Source organism: Gluconacetobacter tumulisoli (assembly GCF_014174155.1).
Taxonomy (GTDB): domain Bacteria; phylum Pseudomonadota; class Alphaproteobacteria; order Acetobacterales; family Acetobacteraceae; genus Gluconacetobacter; species Gluconacetobacter tumulisoli.
On the sequence record NZ_JABEQM010000004.1, the window covers coordinates 253605 to 271893 of the forward strand.

The 18289-nt window shown below is 67.0% G+C and carries 16 protein-coding genes and 1 riboswitch; of the genes, 4 read left to right on the forward strand and 12 right to left on the reverse strand.

The genetic code is table 11. From position 1 onward, the window contains the following. Window positions 1-122 precede the first annotated feature (122 nt). On the forward strand, window positions 123-1985 hold the full coding sequence (locus HLH28_RS07185) for a hypothetical protein (protein WP_182956720.1): 1863 nt from the start codon (window positions 123-125) through the stop codon (window positions 1983-1985). Between the two features lie 115 nt (window positions 1986-2100). Then, window positions 2101-2463: a hypothetical protein gene (locus HLH28_RS07190; protein ID WP_408869824.1), complete on the forward strand. Its 363-nt coding sequence runs from the start codon at window positions 2101-2103 to the stop codon at window positions 2461-2463. A 124-nt stretch (window positions 2464-2587) separates the two neighbouring features. Here the strand turns inward: HLH28_RS07190 and HLH28_RS07195 are convergent, their stop codons facing one another. From HLH28_RS07195 to gcvT, 9 genes are all read right to left on the reverse strand, one after another. Continuing rightward, window positions 2588-2782, reverse strand: coding sequence for a hypothetical protein (locus HLH28_RS07195; protein ID WP_182956724.1), 195 nt, complete (start codon window positions 2780-2782; stop codon window positions 2588-2590). A gap of 55 nt (window positions 2783-2837) precedes the next feature. Then, on the reverse strand, window positions 2838-3569 hold the full coding sequence (locus tag HLH28_RS07200) for an ABC transporter ATP-binding protein (protein WP_182956728.1): 732 nt from the start codon (window positions 3567-3569) through the stop codon (window positions 2838-2840). Continuing rightward, on the reverse strand, window positions 3557-4573 hold the full coding sequence (locus HLH28_RS07205; protein WP_338029679.1) for a FecCD family ABC transporter permease: 1017 nt from the start codon (window positions 4571-4573) through the stop codon (window positions 3557-3559). Before HLH28_RS07205 ends, HLH28_RS07200 begins: the two co-directional genes overlap by 13 nt. A gap of 2 nt (window positions 4574-4575) precedes the next feature. Next, window positions 4576-5610, reverse strand: coding sequence for an ABC transporter substrate-binding protein (locus HLH28_RS07210; protein ID WP_246395743.1), 1035 nt, complete (start codon window positions 5608-5610; stop codon window positions 4576-4578). A 91-nt stretch (window positions 5611-5701) separates the two neighbouring features. Further along, window positions 5702-5896 carry a hypothetical protein gene (locus HLH28_RS07215; protein WP_182956731.1) on the reverse strand — a complete coding sequence of 65 codons (195 nt, stop codon included), beginning with the start codon at window positions 5894-5896 and terminating at the stop codon, window positions 5702-5704. Window positions 5897-6122: 226 nt separating this feature from the next. After that, complete coding sequence (locus HLH28_RS07220) at window positions 6123-7400, reverse strand: FAD-dependent oxidoreductase (protein ID WP_182956734.1); 1278 nt, start codon at window positions 7398-7400, stop codon at window positions 6123-6125. A gap of 211 nt (window positions 7401-7611) precedes the next feature. Further along, a complete protein-coding gene (gene gcvP / locus HLH28_RS07225; RefSeq protein ID WP_338029675.1) occupies window positions 7612-10494 on the reverse strand; it encodes an aminomethyl-transferring glycine dehydrogenase in 2883 nt (960 codons plus the stop codon). A gap of 37 nt (window positions 10495-10531) precedes the next feature. Then, on the reverse strand, window positions 10532-10897 hold the full coding sequence (gene gcvH / locus HLH28_RS07230) for a glycine cleavage system protein GcvH (RefSeq protein ID WP_182956741.1): 366 nt from the start codon (window positions 10895-10897) through the stop codon (window positions 10532-10534). A gap of 23 nt (window positions 10898-10920) precedes the next feature. Then, window positions 10921-12054, reverse strand: coding sequence for a glycine cleavage system aminomethyltransferase GcvT (gene gcvT / locus HLH28_RS07235; RefSeq protein WP_182956745.1), 1134 nt, complete (start codon window positions 12052-12054; stop codon window positions 10921-10923). A gap of 177 nt (window positions 12055-12231) precedes the next feature. Next, a riboswitch (glycine riboswitch) is annotated at window positions 12232-12319 on the reverse strand. Between the two features lie 149 nt (window positions 12320-12468). Here gcvT and HLH28_RS07240 point away from each other — a divergent pair. Continuing rightward, the gene (locus HLH28_RS07240; RefSeq protein WP_182956748.1) at window positions 12469-12780 is read left to right on the forward strand and encodes a putative quinol monooxygenase; all 312 of its coding nucleotides are present in this window, start codon (window positions 12469-12471) and stop codon (window positions 12778-12780) included. Window positions 12781-12843: 63 nt separating this feature from the next. Here HLH28_RS07240 and speE read toward each other — a convergent pair whose 3' ends face one another. The 3 genes from speE to uvrA form a co-directional block, all read right to left on the reverse strand. Further along, complete coding sequence (gene speE / locus HLH28_RS07245; protein WP_182956751.1) at window positions 12844-13716, reverse strand: polyamine aminopropyltransferase; 873 nt, start codon at window positions 13714-13716, stop codon at window positions 12844-12846. Window positions 13717-13811: 95 nt separating this feature from the next. Then, window positions 13812-14273 carry an adenosylmethionine decarboxylase gene (speD, locus tag HLH28_RS07250; RefSeq protein ID WP_182956754.1) on the reverse strand — a complete coding sequence of 154 codons (462 nt, stop codon included), beginning with the start codon at window positions 14271-14273 and terminating at the stop codon, window positions 13812-13814. Window positions 14274-14473: 200 nt separating this feature from the next. Then, the gene (gene uvrA / locus HLH28_RS07255) at window positions 14474-17395 is read right to left on the reverse strand and encodes an excinuclease ABC subunit UvrA (RefSeq protein ID WP_182956758.1); all 2922 of its coding nucleotides are present in this window, start codon (window positions 17393-17395) and stop codon (window positions 14474-14476) included. A 296-nt stretch (window positions 17396-17691) separates the two neighbouring features. Here uvrA and ssb point away from each other — a divergent pair, with 296 nt between their 5' ends. Continuing rightward, the gene (ssb, locus tag HLH28_RS07260) at window positions 17692-18228 is read left to right on the forward strand and encodes a single-stranded DNA-binding protein (RefSeq protein WP_182956761.1); all 537 of its coding nucleotides are present in this window, start codon (window positions 17692-17694) and stop codon (window positions 18226-18228) included. Window positions 18229-18289: the final 61 nt, after the last annotated feature.

Consider the following 18289-nt stretch of genomic DNA (forward strand, 5'->3'; position numbering starts at 1 on the left):
ATATACTTAATAATCAAAATCCGTCTTATTTAAAAGAAAATATCATTTACCCCGGAACCCGGAAATGTTTTGTCATATTGATCGAGAGATCAATGATAATACGGACCGGATTGCCCCCCTACATGCGGATTTTTGCGGCCTACCCCTCCATTCAACGACGCTTGCCGCTCCTGTTATTGTGCTGCTCCGTCCTGGTTCCCGTGTCCCGCGCCCACGCGCAGCAGGACGAAGGCGAAGCCATCGACGCGATGGAGGACCAGATCGCCCGCATCCAGCGGCAGCAGATGGAACTGCAGAAAGACCTGCTGGCCATGCGGCAGGAACTGGCGCGGCATCGCGCCCACCTGCAATCCGCCCGCCCGGGCAACGCGATGCAGGCGCGCGAGGCCGTCAGGCAGGAACCGGGCAAGCCCCCCCACCATGGATGGAATGCACCCGGATCGCGGCTGGCCGAAGGCTACCCGGCCCAGGGCGCCGGACATGCCTCCCGTGGGCCGATGGACGTTCCGCCGCCGCTTATCGACGACCGTCCCACCTTTGCGGCCGTGGTGGCCCACCGCGACGAGGACATGGTCAACCGTGTCGCCGAAAACGGGGTCGGCCCCCATCCCCGCGAGTCCGTGGGCGCGCAGGCCGCCGGTGCCCTGGGCGATCACGGTGTGTTCCATGCCGGTCCGGTCACGATCATCCTGGGCGGGTTCTTCGATACGGCCGGTATCTTTGAAAACCGGCATATCGCATCGGGGACGTTCAATTACTGGGCCGACATGCCCTATCCGAACGAATCCCGGTTCCATCAGGACAGCTTCGAGGCCAGTGCCCGCTTCAGCCGGTTCTCGCTGATGGCGCGGGGCAATATCGACGCCTTCACCACCATTTCCGGCTTCGTGGAGACGGATTTCGGCGCGGGTGCCGAAACGACGAACCCGTACGAAAGCAACGCCTATGTCCCGCGCCTGCGGCAGGCGTACATGGCCTACGACAACACCCGCGACAATTTCCATTTCCTGGCCGGACAGGCATGGAGCCTGCTGACACCGGGACGGGCGGGCATCGTCGCACGCCAGGAAAGCCTGCCGGAAACGATCGATGCCGCGATGCTGGTCGGCCAGACCTGGGCCCGGCAATGGCAGATCCGCCTGGTGAAGGACCTGATGGCGCACCGGCTGTGGCTGGGCCTGTCGATCGAAAACCCGGCGACGCTGTATGATACGACGGGATTCGCCAACAATAACGGTTCGGTCACCCTGCCCAACGGCGGTGTCGCCACGATCGGGTCGAACGGGACCGGCCTGACCGAATTCACCACCAATTATTCCGACGAAATCGCGCCGGACATCATCGGCAAGATCGCCTGGGATCCCTCCTGGGGTCATTACGAGGCCGAGGGCGTGGTGCGATTCCCCCACGACCGGGTGGTCGTGAACGGGGTCGGCCACAATTACACCACCGTTGCGGGCGGCGGCGGCGGATCGGCCATCCTGCCGGTCATCCCGCACAAGGTCGAAATCCGCCTGGCCGGCCTGGCCGGGGTGGGCATCAACCGATATGGCTCGGTCCTGCTGCCGGATGCGACCCTGTCGTCAAGCGGACGGCCGGCGCCGCTGCCCGGCGTCCAGGCCACGGCGGGGATCATCGCCCACCCCAACGCGCTGATCGACGTCTATGGCTATTTCGGGACGCAGCGTTCGGGCAAGCGGTATTTCTCGGCCGACGGCGGCAATTACGGCTACGGCAACCCGCTTTATTCCAACGCGGGTTGCGAGACCGAATTGTCGACCCTCGACTGCACGGCCAATACCCGCGCGGTCGAGGAAATGACCGTCGGCGCATGGTGGCGCTTCCTCAAGGGTCGCTACGGGACGGTCGAGGCCGGTGCGCAGCTGGCCTATTCGCGCCGCCAGATCTGGAAAGGCATCGGCGGCGACCCCGCCACCAGCGTCAGCCAGCTCTTCTTCGATTTCCGCTACCTGCCCTTCCAGTAACGCTGTTGCCGCCCAGGCCCCATCGCGCGTCATGCCTGCCCCGACGCGCGATGGAGACTGGTCTGTTGCGTCGCGCGCCAAAACGGAGGATGTTCCCCACGGACCGGAACATGGCATGGAGGAGAAGACGGTCATGCAGGACAAGTTGCTCCGCTGGCTGATGCTGTCCGCCTGTCTGGCCGCCTGGGCCACGCCGGCGCTGGCCGATGACGACGAGGAAGGGTCGAAGACCCAGTCCATGCATCAGCTGGCGGCCCATCCGCCTATCCCGAGCGCCCATAAGGATTTCAGCCAGTTCCGCTATCGCCCCGTCGGCGACAAGGTGGTGGAGCAGGCGGATGCCAACCGGCTGCTGTTCTGGACGCAGCAGGGCACGCCCGACGGCTACGCCGAACGGCTGGGAAACGCCATCGTCTATTACGATCGCACCGGCAAGGCCGTACGCGTGCAGCCCCTGCACATGCCCACCAACGAGTAGGCAGGTCGACCTCGCCGCCCGGCGGAAGGGACTTGGCCCTTCGGTCCCGTCAAAGGCACGCCTTTGAAATCCAGCCGCCTGGCGTACCGGAGCCTGGGGCTGCCGCCCCATCGACAGGACCGTTTTAAAAATCCACTTCCAGCGTGAAATGACAGATTCGGGGCAGGCAGACCAACGCATTGTTGGTGGCGGCTCCGCCCTCGTTGATGCTGCTGGGGTGGACCGACGCCCGATAGCTCCGGTTCGTGACGACCCGAATCCGGCCATGACCGGACAGGTAACGACGGAACGGGTGGCGTGCGCCGAGGTCCAGTGTCACGTACGATCCGGCGACCGTCGTGCTGCCGGCGTGTCATTCCTGGCGCGGATTGATCTCAGGCGTCGAAATCATAAAGGGTCGCGATCGATTGTTCGGACAGGACCGTCACGGCCGGTCCGTCATCCATGATCCGTCCCTGCCGCAGCAGGATCGCGCGCGCGAATGTCCGTGCCGCCCGCAACGGATCGTGGGTGGTGGCGACGATGGCGTATCCCTCGGCCGCCAGATGGCGCAGCAGGTCGAACAGGCGTCGCTGCTGGCCGTAATCCAGTCCGGTCTCGGGCTCGTCCAGCACCAGGATGCGCGCGCCCTGGGCCAGCGCGCGCGCGATCAGGACGCCTTGCCGTTCGCCACCCGACAATGCCGCATAGGACCGGTCGGCCAGATGGCCGACCGCCAGGTGGCCCATCGCCGCGTCGGCCGCCGCGCGATCCGCCGCCGACGCGACCGGCGAAAACATCGTGTCCGCCAACCGTCCCAGCGCGACGACGTCCCGGACCTTGTACGGAAAGATGACGGCATGGCCCTGCGGAACATAGGCGATGCGCGACGCCAGGTCCCGCCGCCGCAGCCCGGCCAGAGATCGGCCATCCAGCAGGATCTTGCCCTTGTCCGGACGCAGCAGGCGCAGCAGCAGTCGCAGGATCGTCGTCTTGCCCGCGCCGTTCGGACCCAGCAGGGCAATCATCTCGCCCTCTCCGACAGCGAAGGACACGTCCTGCACGATCGGCTGTCCGTCACGGGAAAACCCGACCCGGTCCATCGACAGCACCGTCACGCCGCCCATCCCCGCCGCACCAGGCGCAGGACCGAAACGAACACCATCACCCCCAGCACGTCGGCGATCAGACCCACGGGAATTTCCTCGGCCGAGATGCTGCGCGCCAGATCGTCGCACAGCAGCAGGAACGCCCCGCCGAGGCAGGCGCTCAACGGCAGGACCCGCGTATTGCGCGGTCCCGCCAGCAGGCGCGCGACATGCGGCACGATCAGCCCGATCCAGCCGATCATGCCCGCGATCGACACGGTCAGCGCCGACAGGACCGTCGCCACGGCGATGACGCCATAGCGCAGTACGCCGACGGGAACGCCCATGGTCCGGGCCTCGTCATCGCCCATCGCCAGGGCATCCAGCATGCGTCCGCACAGAGACAGCAGGACGATCCCGCCCAGCACCGGAACCGAGATCGTGAGCAGGTCGGACATGTCGACCTGCGTCAGGCTGCCCAGCAGCCAGAATACGATGTCGGGCAATTGCCGTTCCGGATCGGCGACATATTTCAGCAACGACAGCAATGCGGTGAACAGGGCCGAACTGACCAGCCCGCCGAACACCAGCATCAGGATCGACGCTGCATCGAACAGGCGCGCCACCCCCACGCCGGCGGCCACGGCCAACCCGCCCCCCAGGAACGACAGTACATGCACCCCGGTCGCGCCGACATCGCCGACGATGCCCAGCGCCGCGCCGAATCCGGCCCCCGCCAGAACGCCCAGCAGCCCCGGCGACACCAGCGGATTACGGAACACCGCCTGATATCCGGCGCCCGACACCGACAAGGCCGCACCGACGACGATGGCCCCGGCAATGCGCGGCAGCCTCGTCTGCACCACGATGGTGTGCAGCAGCGCCTGGCGCTCCACCGGCATGCCCGTTCCATCGTCCAGCAGGACCGACGCGATATCGCCGAAGCCGACCGGATAACGACCGATCCTTAACGACGTGATCGCCAGTCCGGCCAGCAGGACGGGCGGCAGGATCACCCCCAGCCGGTCGCGCCAGACACGGATGGTCACTGTCCTCCCTCGGGCGGCAGGGCCGACAGGATGCGCCGGGCCTCGGCCGGCGTCAGGTCGTATCCGAAAAACATGTGATAGAATCGTGTCGTTTCCGACATCATGTCGATATCCCGAAACCGGTCGGGATAGAGCTTCTGCGCCGTCCACAGGATCTGGAGCAGGAATTCGCAGCCATAGCGATCCCAGGGAAAGACCCCTGCGGGGTTGCGATAGACGCGGCCCGTGCGCACGGCGCGCAGCGCCGACCAAGCGCTGCCCTGGGGCACGTCATCGAACGTCCCCGCATCGGGCCCCAGGATCAGCACATCCGGATCCCAGGCCGCGACCTGTTCCATCGAGACCGGGCGCATGACGCCCACGATCCCGTCCGCCGCGTTGCGGCCGCCCGCGATCGTAATCCAGTCGTCGATGATGGTGTCGGCGCCATCCACGGTCAGCGGCGCCAGGGATTTGACATGCAGGATCCGGGGCCGGTCCGTGATCGCGACAGGCGCGGTCGCGGTGCGGACGCGACGGATCGCCTCCGTCAGGGTGGCTTCATAGAGACGGGCCATGTCGTGCGACCGGGCGTCGCCCAGGACATCCGCGGTCAGGTCCACGGCCCGGATCATCGACGCCGCGTCGGTGAACCCCGCATCGACGACCGGCATGCCGATTCGCCGCAGCGGCAATTCGGCGGGGGATCCGGCGCTGACAAACGCGACATCGACACCCGCGCCCAGCAGGGTTTCGGCGTTCGGTACCGGGCCGGCCATCGGCACCGCCCGCGCCAGGGCGGGTGCCACGCGGTACATCCACGGCCGCGCCGACGGCAAATCGTCCGTGACCGCGATCCGGTCGACCGCGCCCAGCATGATCGTCAGCGTATTATGCGCGAACCACAGATCCGCGATCCGTCCCGGCCGTTCGGGAATCGACACGGAATGACCCGCCATGTCCACGACCGTACGCGCCTGCCCGCGACCCGGCATGGCACCGGCCAGTCCCGAGACCAGCACCAACGCCAGCGTCCGGTACAGCGCCCTCATCCCGTCCTCCCAGCTTTATCCGGAACGATCTATATCCCATTGGATATATACGCGACCAGAGCCGGCAGGAAGCAGGCCGGGGATGCCGGGCCTATGGCCGGAACATCGAAAAATACAGGATCGCCATGTCGACCAGGAACGCCGACAGCAATCCGCAGCAGATCAGAGCGACCGTGATCCGGTCACGGGTGTCGATCCAACCCGGTTCGTCGTGGCGCAAGGCCATGGCGGACCATGGAACGATGATGCGGTGCCGTTCGGCCCCCGCCATCCTGAGGTGAAACATTGCACGCCTCCCCCGGATCCTCCCTCTTGTCTGCCACGAGTCGCGGCGGGCTCATCCGGATGCAGGAGGAACATGGGCGCTTGCCGCGCCGGGCCCAAGCCTATTCGACGCCAGTCGCAATCTAGTGACACAAACGGCCCCGGACCATAGGGACCGGAGCCGTCCGAAGAACGCCTGTCCGCGGCCCTTCGCCACAGGTTCAGTCAGGGCAGCCCTGTCCGGCAGGTCAGTCCAGGCGGACGGACGGCCGGACGAATTCGTCCAGCTGGTCCGCGCCCCAGGCCGCCAGCGCCCGGACCGGGCCGTAGATTTCCATCTGGTGCTGGCGATACAGCATGTCGTGGCCCAGGCGTGCCGACAGGCCCCGCAACGGGCCGCCGCCGAAATGGTATTTTCCCAGCGTGCCCCACCCGTTGTAATCGCCCAGCGAGACCACGGCCCCCCGGTCGCGATAGCGGAACGGCGCGATGGGCGCCCCGGCGATCCAGCCCTTCATCTGCCGCGACAGATGCCGCGCCTGCTGCCGGGCCGCCTGGGCCGTCGCCGGCACCGGCTTGTCGGCGATGAACGAACAATCCCCCAGCGCGAAGATCCTGTCGTCCAGCGTGGTCTGCAATGTCGGGCGGACCATAAGCTGCCCGGACCGCGACCGTTCCAGGTCGCTGAACAGCGCCGTGGCGGCAGGCGCCTTCACCCCGGCCGCCCAGACCTTCAGCTTCGCCTCGATCCGCGATCCGTCGCCCAAGGTAAAGCCGTCGGCGTCCGCGCCCGTCACCTGCGCGCTGGTGTGGACGGTGATGCCCAGGGCCTCCAGTTGCCGGCGCGATTCCTCGGACACCGGCTCGGGGAAGGCCGGCAGGATGCGCGGCCCCGCTTCCAGCAAGGTCACGTGCAGGTCGGCCCGGTCCATGCCCAGCCCGTAATTGGCCGACAGATCCAGCGCCCGGTGCAGTTCCGCCGCCAGTTCGACCCCGGTTGCGCCGCCGCCGACGATGGCGATCTGCAACGAGGAGGACTGGCCGATCGCCTGCAGCACCAGCGACCGGAAATCGGCGTTGAAGGCGTCCGCCTCCGTCAGATTGTCGATGAAATGGCAGTGCTCGGCGATGCCGGGCATGCCGAAATCATTGGCCCGGCTGCCGATCGACACGATCAGCGCGTCATAGGACAGGCTGCGCTGATCCAGCAGGATGCTGCCGTCCGCGTCCTGCAGGGGGGCGAGTTCGACCGCACGGGCGGCGCGATCCACGCCCGCCAGGGCGCCGGGCCAGAATTTGAACGATTTCCGGCTGGCCTGGGCGAGGAAGCTGATCCGGTTGCGTTCGTTCGGGCTGGTTCCGGCCGCGAACTCATGCAGCATGGGCTTCCAGACGTGAAAGAAGTTGCTGTCGATCAGGGTGACATCCGCCAGGCCGGCACGGCCGAGCGTGTTGCCCAGATAAGTCGCCATTTCCATGCCGGCGATCCCGCCGCCGACAACCACAAACCGGAATCTGTCAGACACCCCGCAATTCTCCGTGCTGGTGGTTACCCAACCGGGCAGAGAACACAATTTCGTGAACATTAAAAGGCCGTATCATGACGTCCTCCCTCCTTCGGGGATAATGGACTGTCCGGCCCGTCATCGGGTGGCCGGACGATCGGCATCATCCTAGGCCCCGGCGCAGGTCACGACCACAGGCCCGCCGGGCACAGGACCGTGACCCGGCGGGACGTCAGACGGCCACGACCTCCTCGTAGCTGGCCATGTCGGGGCACGAACAGACCAGGTTGCGATCGCCATAGGCGTTGTCCAGGCGATTGACCGGCGACCAGTATTTCGACGCCGCCGCCACATCGCCCGGCAGGCAGCCGCGCTGACGGTCATATGCGCGTTCCCACGCCGGATCGGTCAGATCGCGGACCGTGTGCGGCGCATGGCGCAGCGGGCTCTGCTCGGCAGTCAAGGTCCCGGCCTCGACCTCGGCGATCTCGGCCCGGATCGCGATCATCGCATCGCAGAACCGGTCCAGTTCGCGTCGGCCCTCGGACTCGGTCGGTTCGATCATGAAGGTGCCGGCCACCGGGAAGCTGACGGTCGGCGCATGGAACCCATGGTCGATCAGGCGCTTGGCGATATCGTCGACCGTGATCCCCGTCGCATCCTTGATGGGGCGCAGGTCGATGATGCATTCATGCGCCACGCGCCCGTTCGTGCCGCGATACAGCACCGGGTAATGCCCCGCGAGGCGGGTCGCGACATAGTTGGAATTCAGGATCGCGATTTCCGTGGCGCGGCGCAGCCCGGCATCCCCCATCAGGACCATGTAGATCCAGGAAATCGGCAGGACCGCCGCCGATCCGAACGGCGCCGCCGACACCGCATTGGCGCCCCCTTCCTCGGGCCGGCCGGGCAGGAACGGCGCCAGATGCGCCCCCACGCCGATCGGCCCCATGCCCGGACCGCCGCCGCCATGCGGGATGCAGAACGTCTTGTGCAGGTTGAAATGGCTGACATCGGCGCCGAACGCCCCGGGCCGGGACAGCCCGACCTGCGCGTTCATGTTCGCACCATCCAGATACACCTGTCCGCCGGACGCATGCACCAGGTCGCAGATTTCGACCACCGATTCTTCGAACACGCCATGGGTCGACGGATAGGTGATCATGATCGCGGCCAGGCGATCGGCATGCTGGGCGATCTTCGCCTTCAGGTCCGCAATATCGACATTGCCCTGTCCGTCGCACGCGACGACGACGACGCGCATGCCCGCCATCTGCGCCGAGGCCGGGTTTGTCCCATGCGCCGAGGCCGGGATCAGGCAGATGTCGCGCGTGCCCTCGCCCCGCGCGCGATGATAGCCGCGGATTGCCAGCAGGCCCGCATATTCGCCCTGCGCGCCTGAATTGGGTTGCAGCGATATCGCGTCATAGCCGCTGACGGCGCGCAGCATCCGTTCCAGGTCCGCGAACAGCTCGGCGTAACCGACCTGCTGGGCCGCGGGCGCGAAGGGATGGATGTCGCAGAATTCGGGCCACGTCACCGGCATCATCTCGACGGTCGCGTTCAGCTTCATCGTGCACGACCCCAGCGGGATCATCGACCGATCCAGCGCCAGGTCGCGGTCCGACAGGCGACGCAGATAGCGCAGCAGGTCGGTTTCCGACCGATGGGCGTGGAAGACCGGATGGGTCAGGAAAGTGCCGGTCCGCCGCAGCACGGGCGGCAGCAGGTCGGCCGGCGCGGCCAGAGCGCGCTCCATCTCCTCCACCCGTCGCGTGTCGGGACAGAAGCAGTGCCAGATCGCCCGCACGATATCCGGCGTGGTGGTTTCGTCCAGGCTGATGCCGACGCGCCCGTCATGCACGACGCGCACATTCATTCCCGCGGCCTCGGCCCGATCGCGGACCAGCGTGGATTCGCCGCCGGTCGCGACCGTCAGCGTATCGAACACCGCATCCGTTTCCACCCGCACCGACAGGGCGCGCAGTCCCGCCGCCAGGATCGCGGTCAGGCGATGGATGCGCCGCGCGATGGCGATCAGCCCGTCCGGCCCGTGATAGACCGCGTACATGGATGAAATGACGGCAGGCAGCACCTGCGCCGTGCAGATGTTCGATGTCGCCTTTTCGCGCCGGATGTGCTGCTCGCGCGTCTGCAGCGCCAGGCGATAGGCAGGTTCGCCCCGGCTGTCGATCGACACCCCGACCAGACGGCCGGGCATGTTGCGCTTGAAGGCGTCACGCACCGCCATGTAGGCGGCATGCGGCCCCCCAGCCCCCATCGGCATGCCGTAGCGCTGCATCGAACCGACGGCGATGTCGGCCCCCAGCGCGCCCGGTGATTCCAGCACCGTCAGGGCCAGCGGATCGGCCGCCATCGCCACCACGGCCTGGGCCGCGTGCAGCCGTTCGATCCAGGCGCGCGGATCGCGGATGCGTCCCGATGTCCCCGGATACTGGAACAGCGCGCCGAAGACCGCGTCCGGGTCCAGATCGATGTCGGGGTCGCCGACGATGATGCGCCAGCCCATCGGCTCGGCCCGCGTGCGCAGGACCGCCAGCGTCTGCGGGTGGCAGTCGGCATCGACGAAAAATCCGTCGGCCTTCGACCGCGCGACGCGGCGGGCCAGGGCCATTGCCTCGGCCGCCGCCGTTGCCTCATCCAGCAGCGACGCGTTCGCGACATCCAGGCCCGTCAGGTCGGTGACCAGGGTCTGGAAATTCAGCAGCGCTTCCAGCCGGCCCTGGCTGATTTCCGGCTGGTAGGGGGTATAGGCGGTGTACCAGGCCGGGTTTTCCAGCACGTTGCGCTGGATGACGCCGGGCAGCACGGTGCCGTAATAGCCTTGCCCGATCAGCGAAATCATGACCCGGTTGCGCCCGGCGATGGCGCGCAGGCGCCGTAGCACCTCGGGCTCGGACACGCCGGCGCCCAGCCCCATATCCCCATGCAGGCGGATGGCGGACGGCACCGTCTGCGCCATCAGTTCGTCCAGCGACCCGGCGTCGATCACGCCGAGCATGGCGGCGACATCGCGGTCATCCGGTCCGACATGACGCTTGCAGAACGCATCGGCGGCGGGATGGGTATCCTGCCAGAGCAAGGTGGACGTCACGATCATCTTCTCCGCGACAGGAACAGGAACAATCGGATCAACCGATCAGGGCGGCGTAGGCGTCGGCGTCCAGCAGGGACGCAAGCTGCCCGGCATCGGCGATCCGCATCTTCAGGATCCAGCCTTCGGCCTCGGCTTCGCGGTTCACCAGCGACGGGTCGTCGGCCAGCGCGGTGTTGAAGCCCACGACCTCGCCCGACACCGGCGCGTAGATGTCGGATGCGGCCTTGACCGATTCGACGACCGCGACACTGTCGCCCTGCGCGACCTCGGTGCCTGCGTCCTTGGCCTCGACGAACACCAGTTCGCCCAGTTCCTCGGCGGCGTGGTTCGTGATGCCGACGACCGCGACGTCACCCTCGACACGCAGCCATTCGTGATCCTTCGTGTAATATACGGTCATTGTCTCAACTCCACCCTATCAGATCAACGCTTGAATCCCGGCGCCACGAACGGCAGCGCCGCCACCGTGACCGGTACGAACTTTCCCCGGAGTTCCGCGAACAAGGCGGTTCCGGCCGCCGCATGCGCGGCGCCGACATAGCCCATGGCGACCGGCGCCCCGACCGTCGGTCCGAACGCGCCCGAGGTCACCGCCCCTACCGGCAGGCTGCCGTCCGCATCGGCGAACAGGCGCGCCCCGCCGCGCACCGGCGCGCGGCCATCGACCGCGATGCCGACCCGGTGACGGGACGTGCCGTCGCGCAACTGCGCCAGAACGACGTCGGCGCCGGGGAATCCCCCTGCCCGCGCCCCGCCGGCACGACGGCTTTTCTGGATCGACCAGTCCAGCGCGGCCTCGACGGGCGACGTGCCCAGATCGATATCCGAACCATACAGGCACAGGCCTGCCTCCAGCCGCAGGCTGTCGCGCGCGCCCAGGCCCGCCGGGGCGACGCCCTCCTGCGCCAGCAGCGCCTCGGCCACGCAGACCGCGCCGTCCGAGGGCATGCCCAGTTCGAACCCGTCCTCGCCGGTATAGCCCGAGCGCGAGGCGATGCAGGGCACGCCGGCCACGTCGAATTCCGCCACGTCCATGAAACGCATGTCCGCCGCACGCGGGGCCAGGCCGGCCAGCACTGCGCCGGCGGTGGGGCCCTGAAGCGCGATCAGCGCGCGGTTGGACAGTGCCTCGACCGTGCAGGCGTCCTGCACGCCGGCCGCGATATGCGCCAGATCGCCGTCCTTGCAGGCCGCATTGACGACCAGCAGCAGCGCGTCATCCAGGCGCGACACCATCAGATCGTCGATGATGCCGCCCTGCGAATCGGTCAGCAGCGCATACCGCTGCCGTCCCGGCTTCAGCGACAGCATGTCGGCGGGCACCAGGCGTTCCAGCGCCAGGGCCGCGTCCCCGACCCGGCCCGAGCGGGCGCGCAGGCGGACCTGCCCCATATGGGACACGTCGAACAGGCCGGCGGCGGCGCGGGTATGCTGGTGTTCGGCCATCACCCCGGCGCGATACTGTACGGGCATTTCATACCCTGCGAAGGGCACCATGCGCGCGCCCAGCGACAGATGCAGGTCATGCAGCGGCGTGCGCATCAGGGGCGCGTTCATGCGTCCCTCCGCGCCGCGAGCGGCCGGTCTGTCGGGGAGAGGGAAAATCGGAAAGACGAACCGCGTGACATGAACAGAGCCTCCTGAATCCATCATTGGATCCGAATGCCCCTTCTGTCGCTGTGCCTGAGATCGCTATCCCGTCGGCGGACGCTCAGGGCGCCTCTCTCCAGAAGTCCATGCCGAGCGGTCCTTTGGCCTGAGAGTTTCCGGGGCGGTTGCTCCTTCGGCGCCGGCTCTCGCCGGTCTCTCCCGCTTCAGCGTTCTGATGCTTGGCACATGTCTTGCGATCAAGTCAATTGATCCGGCAGTCGGTCGACGCCCCTTCGTGTGGGCCATCCGATGCTGGATCGCATGTCGGCATATCGCTAGTCTGGGGCGGACAGGTCACCGGAACAGCGAAGGATGCCGACCATGGACGCACGCCCCCTGACCATTATCGCGGAATTCGAGACGACGCCCGAAACCCACGACAGATTTCTGGAAATCTGCGCCTATGACAGCGCGCATTCCGTGGCCGATGAACCCGGATGCGAACGTTTCGACGTGCTTCTGCCCGACGGCGAGGCGAATCGCGTCGTCCTGTTCGAAATCTATGCCGACCAGGCGGCATTCGACGCGCATCTGGCCACGCCGCATTACAAGGTTTTCGCTGACGGCCTTGCGGACCTGAAGATCCGCAAGGTCCAGGTGCGCATGCTGGCGCGGCACGCCCCGCTGGGATGACCGGAACGAGATGGAGGCCGGGACGCCACGAATGGCGCCCCGGCCGCAGTCATGTGCGCGCGATCACGCCCCGGCGATCGGCAGGTTCCGGGCGATATAGGGCGGCAGGTTGAACGCCCCGGCATGGATTTCCGGCGTCCAGTAGCCGGTGGTCCCCAGGATGCCGGCGGCCTCGGCGCGCGCACGAATCGTTTCGACCGGATGAACGGCCGGGTTCCCGCCCTTCGCCGCGACACCCAGGGTCATGAATCCGCCGACATAGGTCGGCACCGCCGCGACATAGGCCGAGACATGCGGGAAGAACCGGGCGCGACGCAGGCTGGTCTCGCGCAGTTCATCGGCCTGCATGAAGGGCACGCCGCACTGATTCACGACGATGCCGTTCGGGGTCAGGATCCGCGCGCAATGTTCGTAGAACGAATCGGTGAACAGGACCTCACCCACGCCGATCGGATCGGTGCTGTCGACGATGATCACATCCACCGACGCCGTTTCGGCGCGCGCGACGTAATCGATGCCGTCGCCGACGATCACCTCGGCCCGGGGATCGGTCCACGCATCGCCTGCGATGCCGGGTAGGAAACGCTTGGACAGGTCGATGACCTCGCCGTCGATTTCCACCATCACCGCGCGGGTTACGCCGCGATGCTGCAGCACGCGGCGCAGCACGCCGCCATCGCCTGCGCCGATGATCAGCACGCTGCGCGCGTCGCCATGCGCCAGCAGGGGCACGTGCGTCAGCATCTCCTGGTAGACGAACTCGTCGCCCTCGGTAATCTGGATCACGCCGTCCAGGACGAGGACGCGGCCGTGCGTCTCGCTTTCGAAAACCACGATATCCTGGAAGGCACTTTTCGTGCGTGCCAGTTCCTGGCGCACCCGGAAGCGCTGCTGCCAGCCGTCATAGAGGGTTTCGCCGATCCACGCGTCGGTCATTGCCTGTTCTCCCTGCGCGTACATAAAAAAAGAGGCCGGACGGATCCGGCCCCCGGGGTCATGCGGACGGCGTCCGTGGGCGCCATCCCGGCCCGTCAGCCGACCCGGCCGCGACGCTGTTCGTCGACGACCACCCGGCCCGCCTGGAACAGACGCTGCATCACCGGGATCGCAAGGTGCGGATCGCACGCGCCGCACATGAAGATATCCACGGCGGCAAAATCGCGTTCGGGCCATGTGTGGATCGAAATGTGGCTCTCGGCCAGCACGACGACGCCCGACACCCCGCCGTTGGGCGAGAAATGATGGAAATGGCTATGCAGGATCGTGGCCCCGGCCGTCACCGCCGCCTCGCACAGGGTGCGGTCGATCTGCGCCGGATCATCCAGATTCCGGGCCTCCCAAAGATCGACGAGAAGATGCGTTCCCGCAAACTTCATCCCGTCTTTCTCGACGAAATAATCCGTCCGTTCCTCGGTGGAGGAGGAAGGAGAAGAGGACATCTGGTTATTGCTCGGGAGTTCCGAGACCATCCCCAGCTGAGCAAGTGCGTTCATCACGTACCCCCAAACCAGTAGACAGCCTGTTGGGCGGGATCGCCCCCTTGGGCCAAGGGGGCCGCTGATAAGGCCACAGCCTTGCTGGCGCAAGTGTTTTCGGCGGTTCGGGGGTAAAGATTTTTATGTATTTTCCATGACACGGATCCGGGACACGGACCCGGCCGCCGCGCCCGGGGCACGACGGGCCGGATCCCGCGTCAGGCGCGGGCCCGCCGCCCGCGCTTTTTCGGCGCGGGGGCGACATCTGCCAGCAGGGGCCGCAGGAAGCGCCCGGTATGGCTGTCCGGGCAGGCGGCGATGTCCTCGGGCGTGCCCTCGGCAACGATGCGCCCGCCGCCGTCGCCGCCTTCCGGCCCCATGTCCAGCACCCAGTCGGCGGTCTTGATGACCTCCAGATTATGTTCGATCACCACCACGGTGTTGCCCTGGTCGACCAGGGCATGCAGCACCTCCAGCAACTTGCGCACATCCTCGGTATGCAGGCCTGTCGTCGGTTCATCGAGGATGTACAGGGTGCGCCCCGTGGCACGGCGGGCCAGTTCCTTGGACAGCTTGACGCGCTGCGCCTCGCCGCCCGACAGGGTGGTCGCCTGCTGGCCCAGTGCCACATAGCCCAGCCCCACCTGCTGCAGGATCGCCAGCCGGTCGCGGATGCGCGGCACGGCCGAGAAATACGGCAGGGCCTCGTCCACCGTCATGGCCAGCACGTCAGCGATGGATTTGCCGCGGAACTTCACGTCCAGCGTCTCGCGGTTATAGCGCGCGCCCTTGCAGGTATCGCAGGTCACGAACACGTCCGGCAGAAAGTGCATCTCGATCTTCAGCACGCCGTCGCCCTGGCAGGCCTCGCACCGTCCGCCCTTGACGTTGAACGAGAATCGGCCGGGCTTGTAGCCCCGGGCCTTGCTTTCCGGCAGTTCGGCGAACCAGTCGCGGATCGGTGCGAACAGGTCGGTATAGGTCGCGGGGTTGGAGCGCGGCGTGCGGCCGATCGGCGACTGGTCGATGTCGATGATCTTGTCCAGCAGGTCCAGCCCCGCGATCCGGCGATAGGGCGCGGGATTCTGTCCCGAACCCATCAATTGCCGCGACAGCGCCTTGTACAGCGTGTCGATCACCAGCGTCGACTTGCCCCCGCCCGAAACGCCGGTCACGCAGGTGAAGGTGCCCAGCGGAAAATGCGCGGTCACATCCTTCAGATTGTTGCCGGCCGCGCCCTCCAGCACCAGGGTGCGCGCCGGATCGATGGGGCGCCGCTGCGCCGGCACCGCGATCCGGCGCCGGCCCGACAGGTAATCCCCGGTCAGGCTGGCCGGATTCGCAGCGACCTCGGCCGGGGTGCCGATGGCCACGACATGTCCGCCGTTGACCCCTGCCCCCGGCCCCATGTCGATCAGCCAGTCGGCGGCGCGGATCGCGTCCTCGTCATGTTCCACGACGATCAGCGTGTTCCCCAGCCGTTTCAGCCGGTCCAGCGTCACCAGCAGCCGTTCGTTGTCGCGCTGGTGCAATCCGATCGAAGGCTCGTCGAGCACGTACAGCACGCCGGTCAGGCCGGAACCGATCTGGCTGGCCAGCCGGATACGCTGGCTTTCCCCGCCCGACAGGGTCGCCGATCCGCGCGACAGCGTCAGGTAATCCAGCCCGACATCGTCCAGGAAGCGCAGCCGGTCGAGGATTTCGCGCAGGATCCGCCGGGCGATTTCGGCCCGCTGGGGCGTCAGCGTCGCTTCCACCGTGCCGAACCAGTCCAGCGCCCGGCGGATCGGCAGGTCCGACGCCGTGGCGATGTCCGATCCGGCGACGCGCACCGACAGCGCCTCGGGCCGCAGGCGCGCGCCGTGGCAGACATGGCACGGCTTGTCGGACTGGTAGCGCGACAGTTCCTCGCGCACCCAGACGCTGTCGGTTTCCGTCATGCGCCGGCGCAGGTTGGTCACCACGCCCTCGAACGGCTTGGTCAGGCCATAGGACCGCTTGCCGTCGCGATAGAGGAACGTGACCTCGTCCTTGCCGCCCTCCAGGATCACGTCGCGCACCCCCTGCGGCAGATCGCGCCAGGGCGTATCCATCCGCACCGCGTAATGGGCGGCCAGGCTTTCCAGGGTCTGCTGGTAGTACGGACTCTGGCTGCTGCGCCACGGGGCGATCGCCGCCCCTGCCAGCGACAGCGATTCGTCGGGCACAATCAGATGCGGGTCGAAGAACGTCTCGGTCCCGATTCCGTCGCAGGCCGGACACGCGCCCTGCGGGGCGTTGAACGAGAACAGGCGCGGCTCGATCTCCTCCAGCGTGAAGCCGCTGATCGGGCAGGCGAAGCGCGACGAGAAGACGATATGCGGCGGCGGCTCGGCGCCTTCGCCGCGCACGACCTCCTCGGCGTAGACCAGGCCGTCGGACAGGGCCAGGGCGGTCTCGAAACTGTCGGCCAGGCGGGATTCCAGCCCCGGCTTGACGACCACGCGATCCACCACGGCCTCGACCGTGTGACGCAGCTTGCGGTTCAGGTCCGGGACCTCGGCGATCTCGTAGAGGGTGCCGTCGACCTTGACGCGGGTAAAGCCCTTGCGCTGCAGTTCGGCCAGTTCCTTGCGGCATTCGCCCTTGCGGTCGCGGATCACCGGGGCCAGCAGGATCAGGCGCGTGCCTTCGGGTAGCGCCATGACGCGATCGACCATCTGGCTGACGGTCTGCGCCTCGATCGGCAGGCCGGTCGCGGGGGAATAGGGCACGCCGGCCCGCGCCCACAGCAGGCGCATGTAGTCATGGATTTCGGTGATCGTGCCGACGGTGGAACGCGGGTTCTTCGACGTCGTCTTCTGTTCGATGGAAATCGCCGGCGACAGGCCTTCGATCGAATCCATGTCGGGCTTGCCCATCAGTTCCAGGAACTGCCGCGCATAGGCCGACAGGCTTTCGACATAGCGCCGCTGCCCCTCGGCATAGATCGTGTCGAAGGCCAGGGACGATTTCCCCGATCCCGACAGGCCGGTCACGACCGTCAGCGCATCGCGCGGGATATCGACGTCGATGTTCTTCAGGTTGTGCGCCCGCGCCCCGCGCACCCGGATCGACTGCGACGTGGGCACGCCCGGCACCGGCCTGGATGGGGTATCCATGATGTCCGCTCTCCGCTTTCCGTACGCGCCCGGCGCGTTCTGTTCATACTCTGTTCTGACCTGTTCCGCGCCCGCCGCCAAGATCCGCCGCCCCGGAAAAATGCATCACCCGGCGGGTCGCGACGCCGGGGACGCCAGATGACGCGACAGGGACAGGTATCCTCGGCCACGCATTTGGGTTACCATGGCGGTTCAGCCCCGTCCGCCCATGCACCGATCCGGGCGGACGGCCTTTATTCCATGGGCGCGACCCGACGGGACGCGACTCCATACCGGACAGCGGCAGGACAAGTACTATGGCGGGTAGCGTCAACAAGGTCATTCTCGTAGGCAATCTGGGCAAGGACCCCGAGGTCAGGAACAGCCAGAATGGCGCCAAGATCGTCTCCCTGACGCTTGCGACCAGCGACACGTGGAACGACCGCGCGTCCGGCGAACGGCGGGAACGGACCGAATGGCATCGCGTGGTCATCTTCAACGATCGCATCGCCGACGTGGCCGAGCGTTTCCTGCGCAAGGGACGCAAGATCTATCTGGAAGGTTCGCTGCAGACCCGCAAATGGACGGACCAGTCCGGGCAGGAGCGCTATACGACCGAGGTCGTGGTCGACCGCTTCCGCGGCGACTTGGTGCTGCTGGACAGCAACCGCGGCGGTGACGCCGGCGACGACATGGGCGGTGGTGGCGGCTATTCGGCCCCGTCCGCCCCGCGCCAGATCGGCGGCGGTCGCGGCGGCAGCCAGGGCGGCGCCCCCGCTGGCGGCCCGTCGTCCGGTGGCTGGGACGCGCCGCACGGCGGCAGCAGCGACCTGGACGACGAAATTCCGTTCTGATCAATTTCCGGCGCCGCGACGGCCGGCCTGCCGGCCGCGCGATTTCTCTGCCGACGGCAAG

Excerpts from the sequence above, each read along its gene's own strand:
- uvrA (WP_182956758.1), bottom strand. The coding sequence starts at position 17,395 with ATGGATACCCCATCCAGGCCGGTGCCGGGCGTGCCCACGTCGCAGTCG.
- speE (WP_182956751.1), bottom strand. The coding sequence starts at position 13,716 with ATGACCGACGCGTGGATCGGCGAAACCCTCTATGACGGCTGGCAGCAG.
- HLH28_RS07210 (WP_246395743.1), bottom strand. The coding sequence starts at position 5,610 with ATGAGGGCGCTGTACCGGACGCTGGCGTTGGTGCTGGTCTCGGGACTG.
- ssb (WP_182956761.1), top strand. The coding sequence starts at position 17,692 with ATGGCGGGTAGCGTCAACAAGGTCATTCTCGTAGGCAATCTGGGCAAG.
- HLH28_RS07215 (WP_182956731.1), bottom strand. The coding sequence starts at position 5,896 with ATGTTTCACCTCAGGATGGCGGGGGCCGAACGGCACCGCATCATCGTT.
- HLH28_RS07190 (WP_408869824.1), top strand. The coding sequence starts at position 2,101 with ATGGAGGAGAAGACGGTCATGCAGGACAAGTTGCTCCGCTGGCTGATG.
- gcvH (WP_182956741.1), bottom strand. The coding sequence starts at position 10,897 with ATGACCGTATATTACACGAAGGATCACGAATGGCTGCGTGTCGAGGGT.
- gcvT (WP_182956745.1), bottom strand. The coding sequence starts at position 12,054 with ATGAACGCGCCCCTGATGCGCACGCCGCTGCATGACCTGCATCTGTCG.
- HLH28_RS07185 (WP_182956720.1), top strand. The coding sequence starts at position 123 with ATGCGGATTTTTGCGGCCTACCCCTCCATTCAACGACGCTTGCCGCTC.
- HLH28_RS07240 (WP_182956748.1), top strand. The coding sequence starts at position 12,469 with ATGGACGCACGCCCCCTGACCATTATCGCGGAATTCGAGACGACGCCC.
- speD (WP_182956754.1), bottom strand. The coding sequence starts at position 14,273 with ATGAACGCACTTGCTCAGCTGGGGATGGTCTCGGAACTCCCGAGCAAT.
- HLH28_RS07200 (WP_182956728.1), bottom strand. The coding sequence starts at position 3,569 with ATGGGCGGCGTGACGGTGCTGTCGATGGACCGGGTCGGGTTTTCCCGT.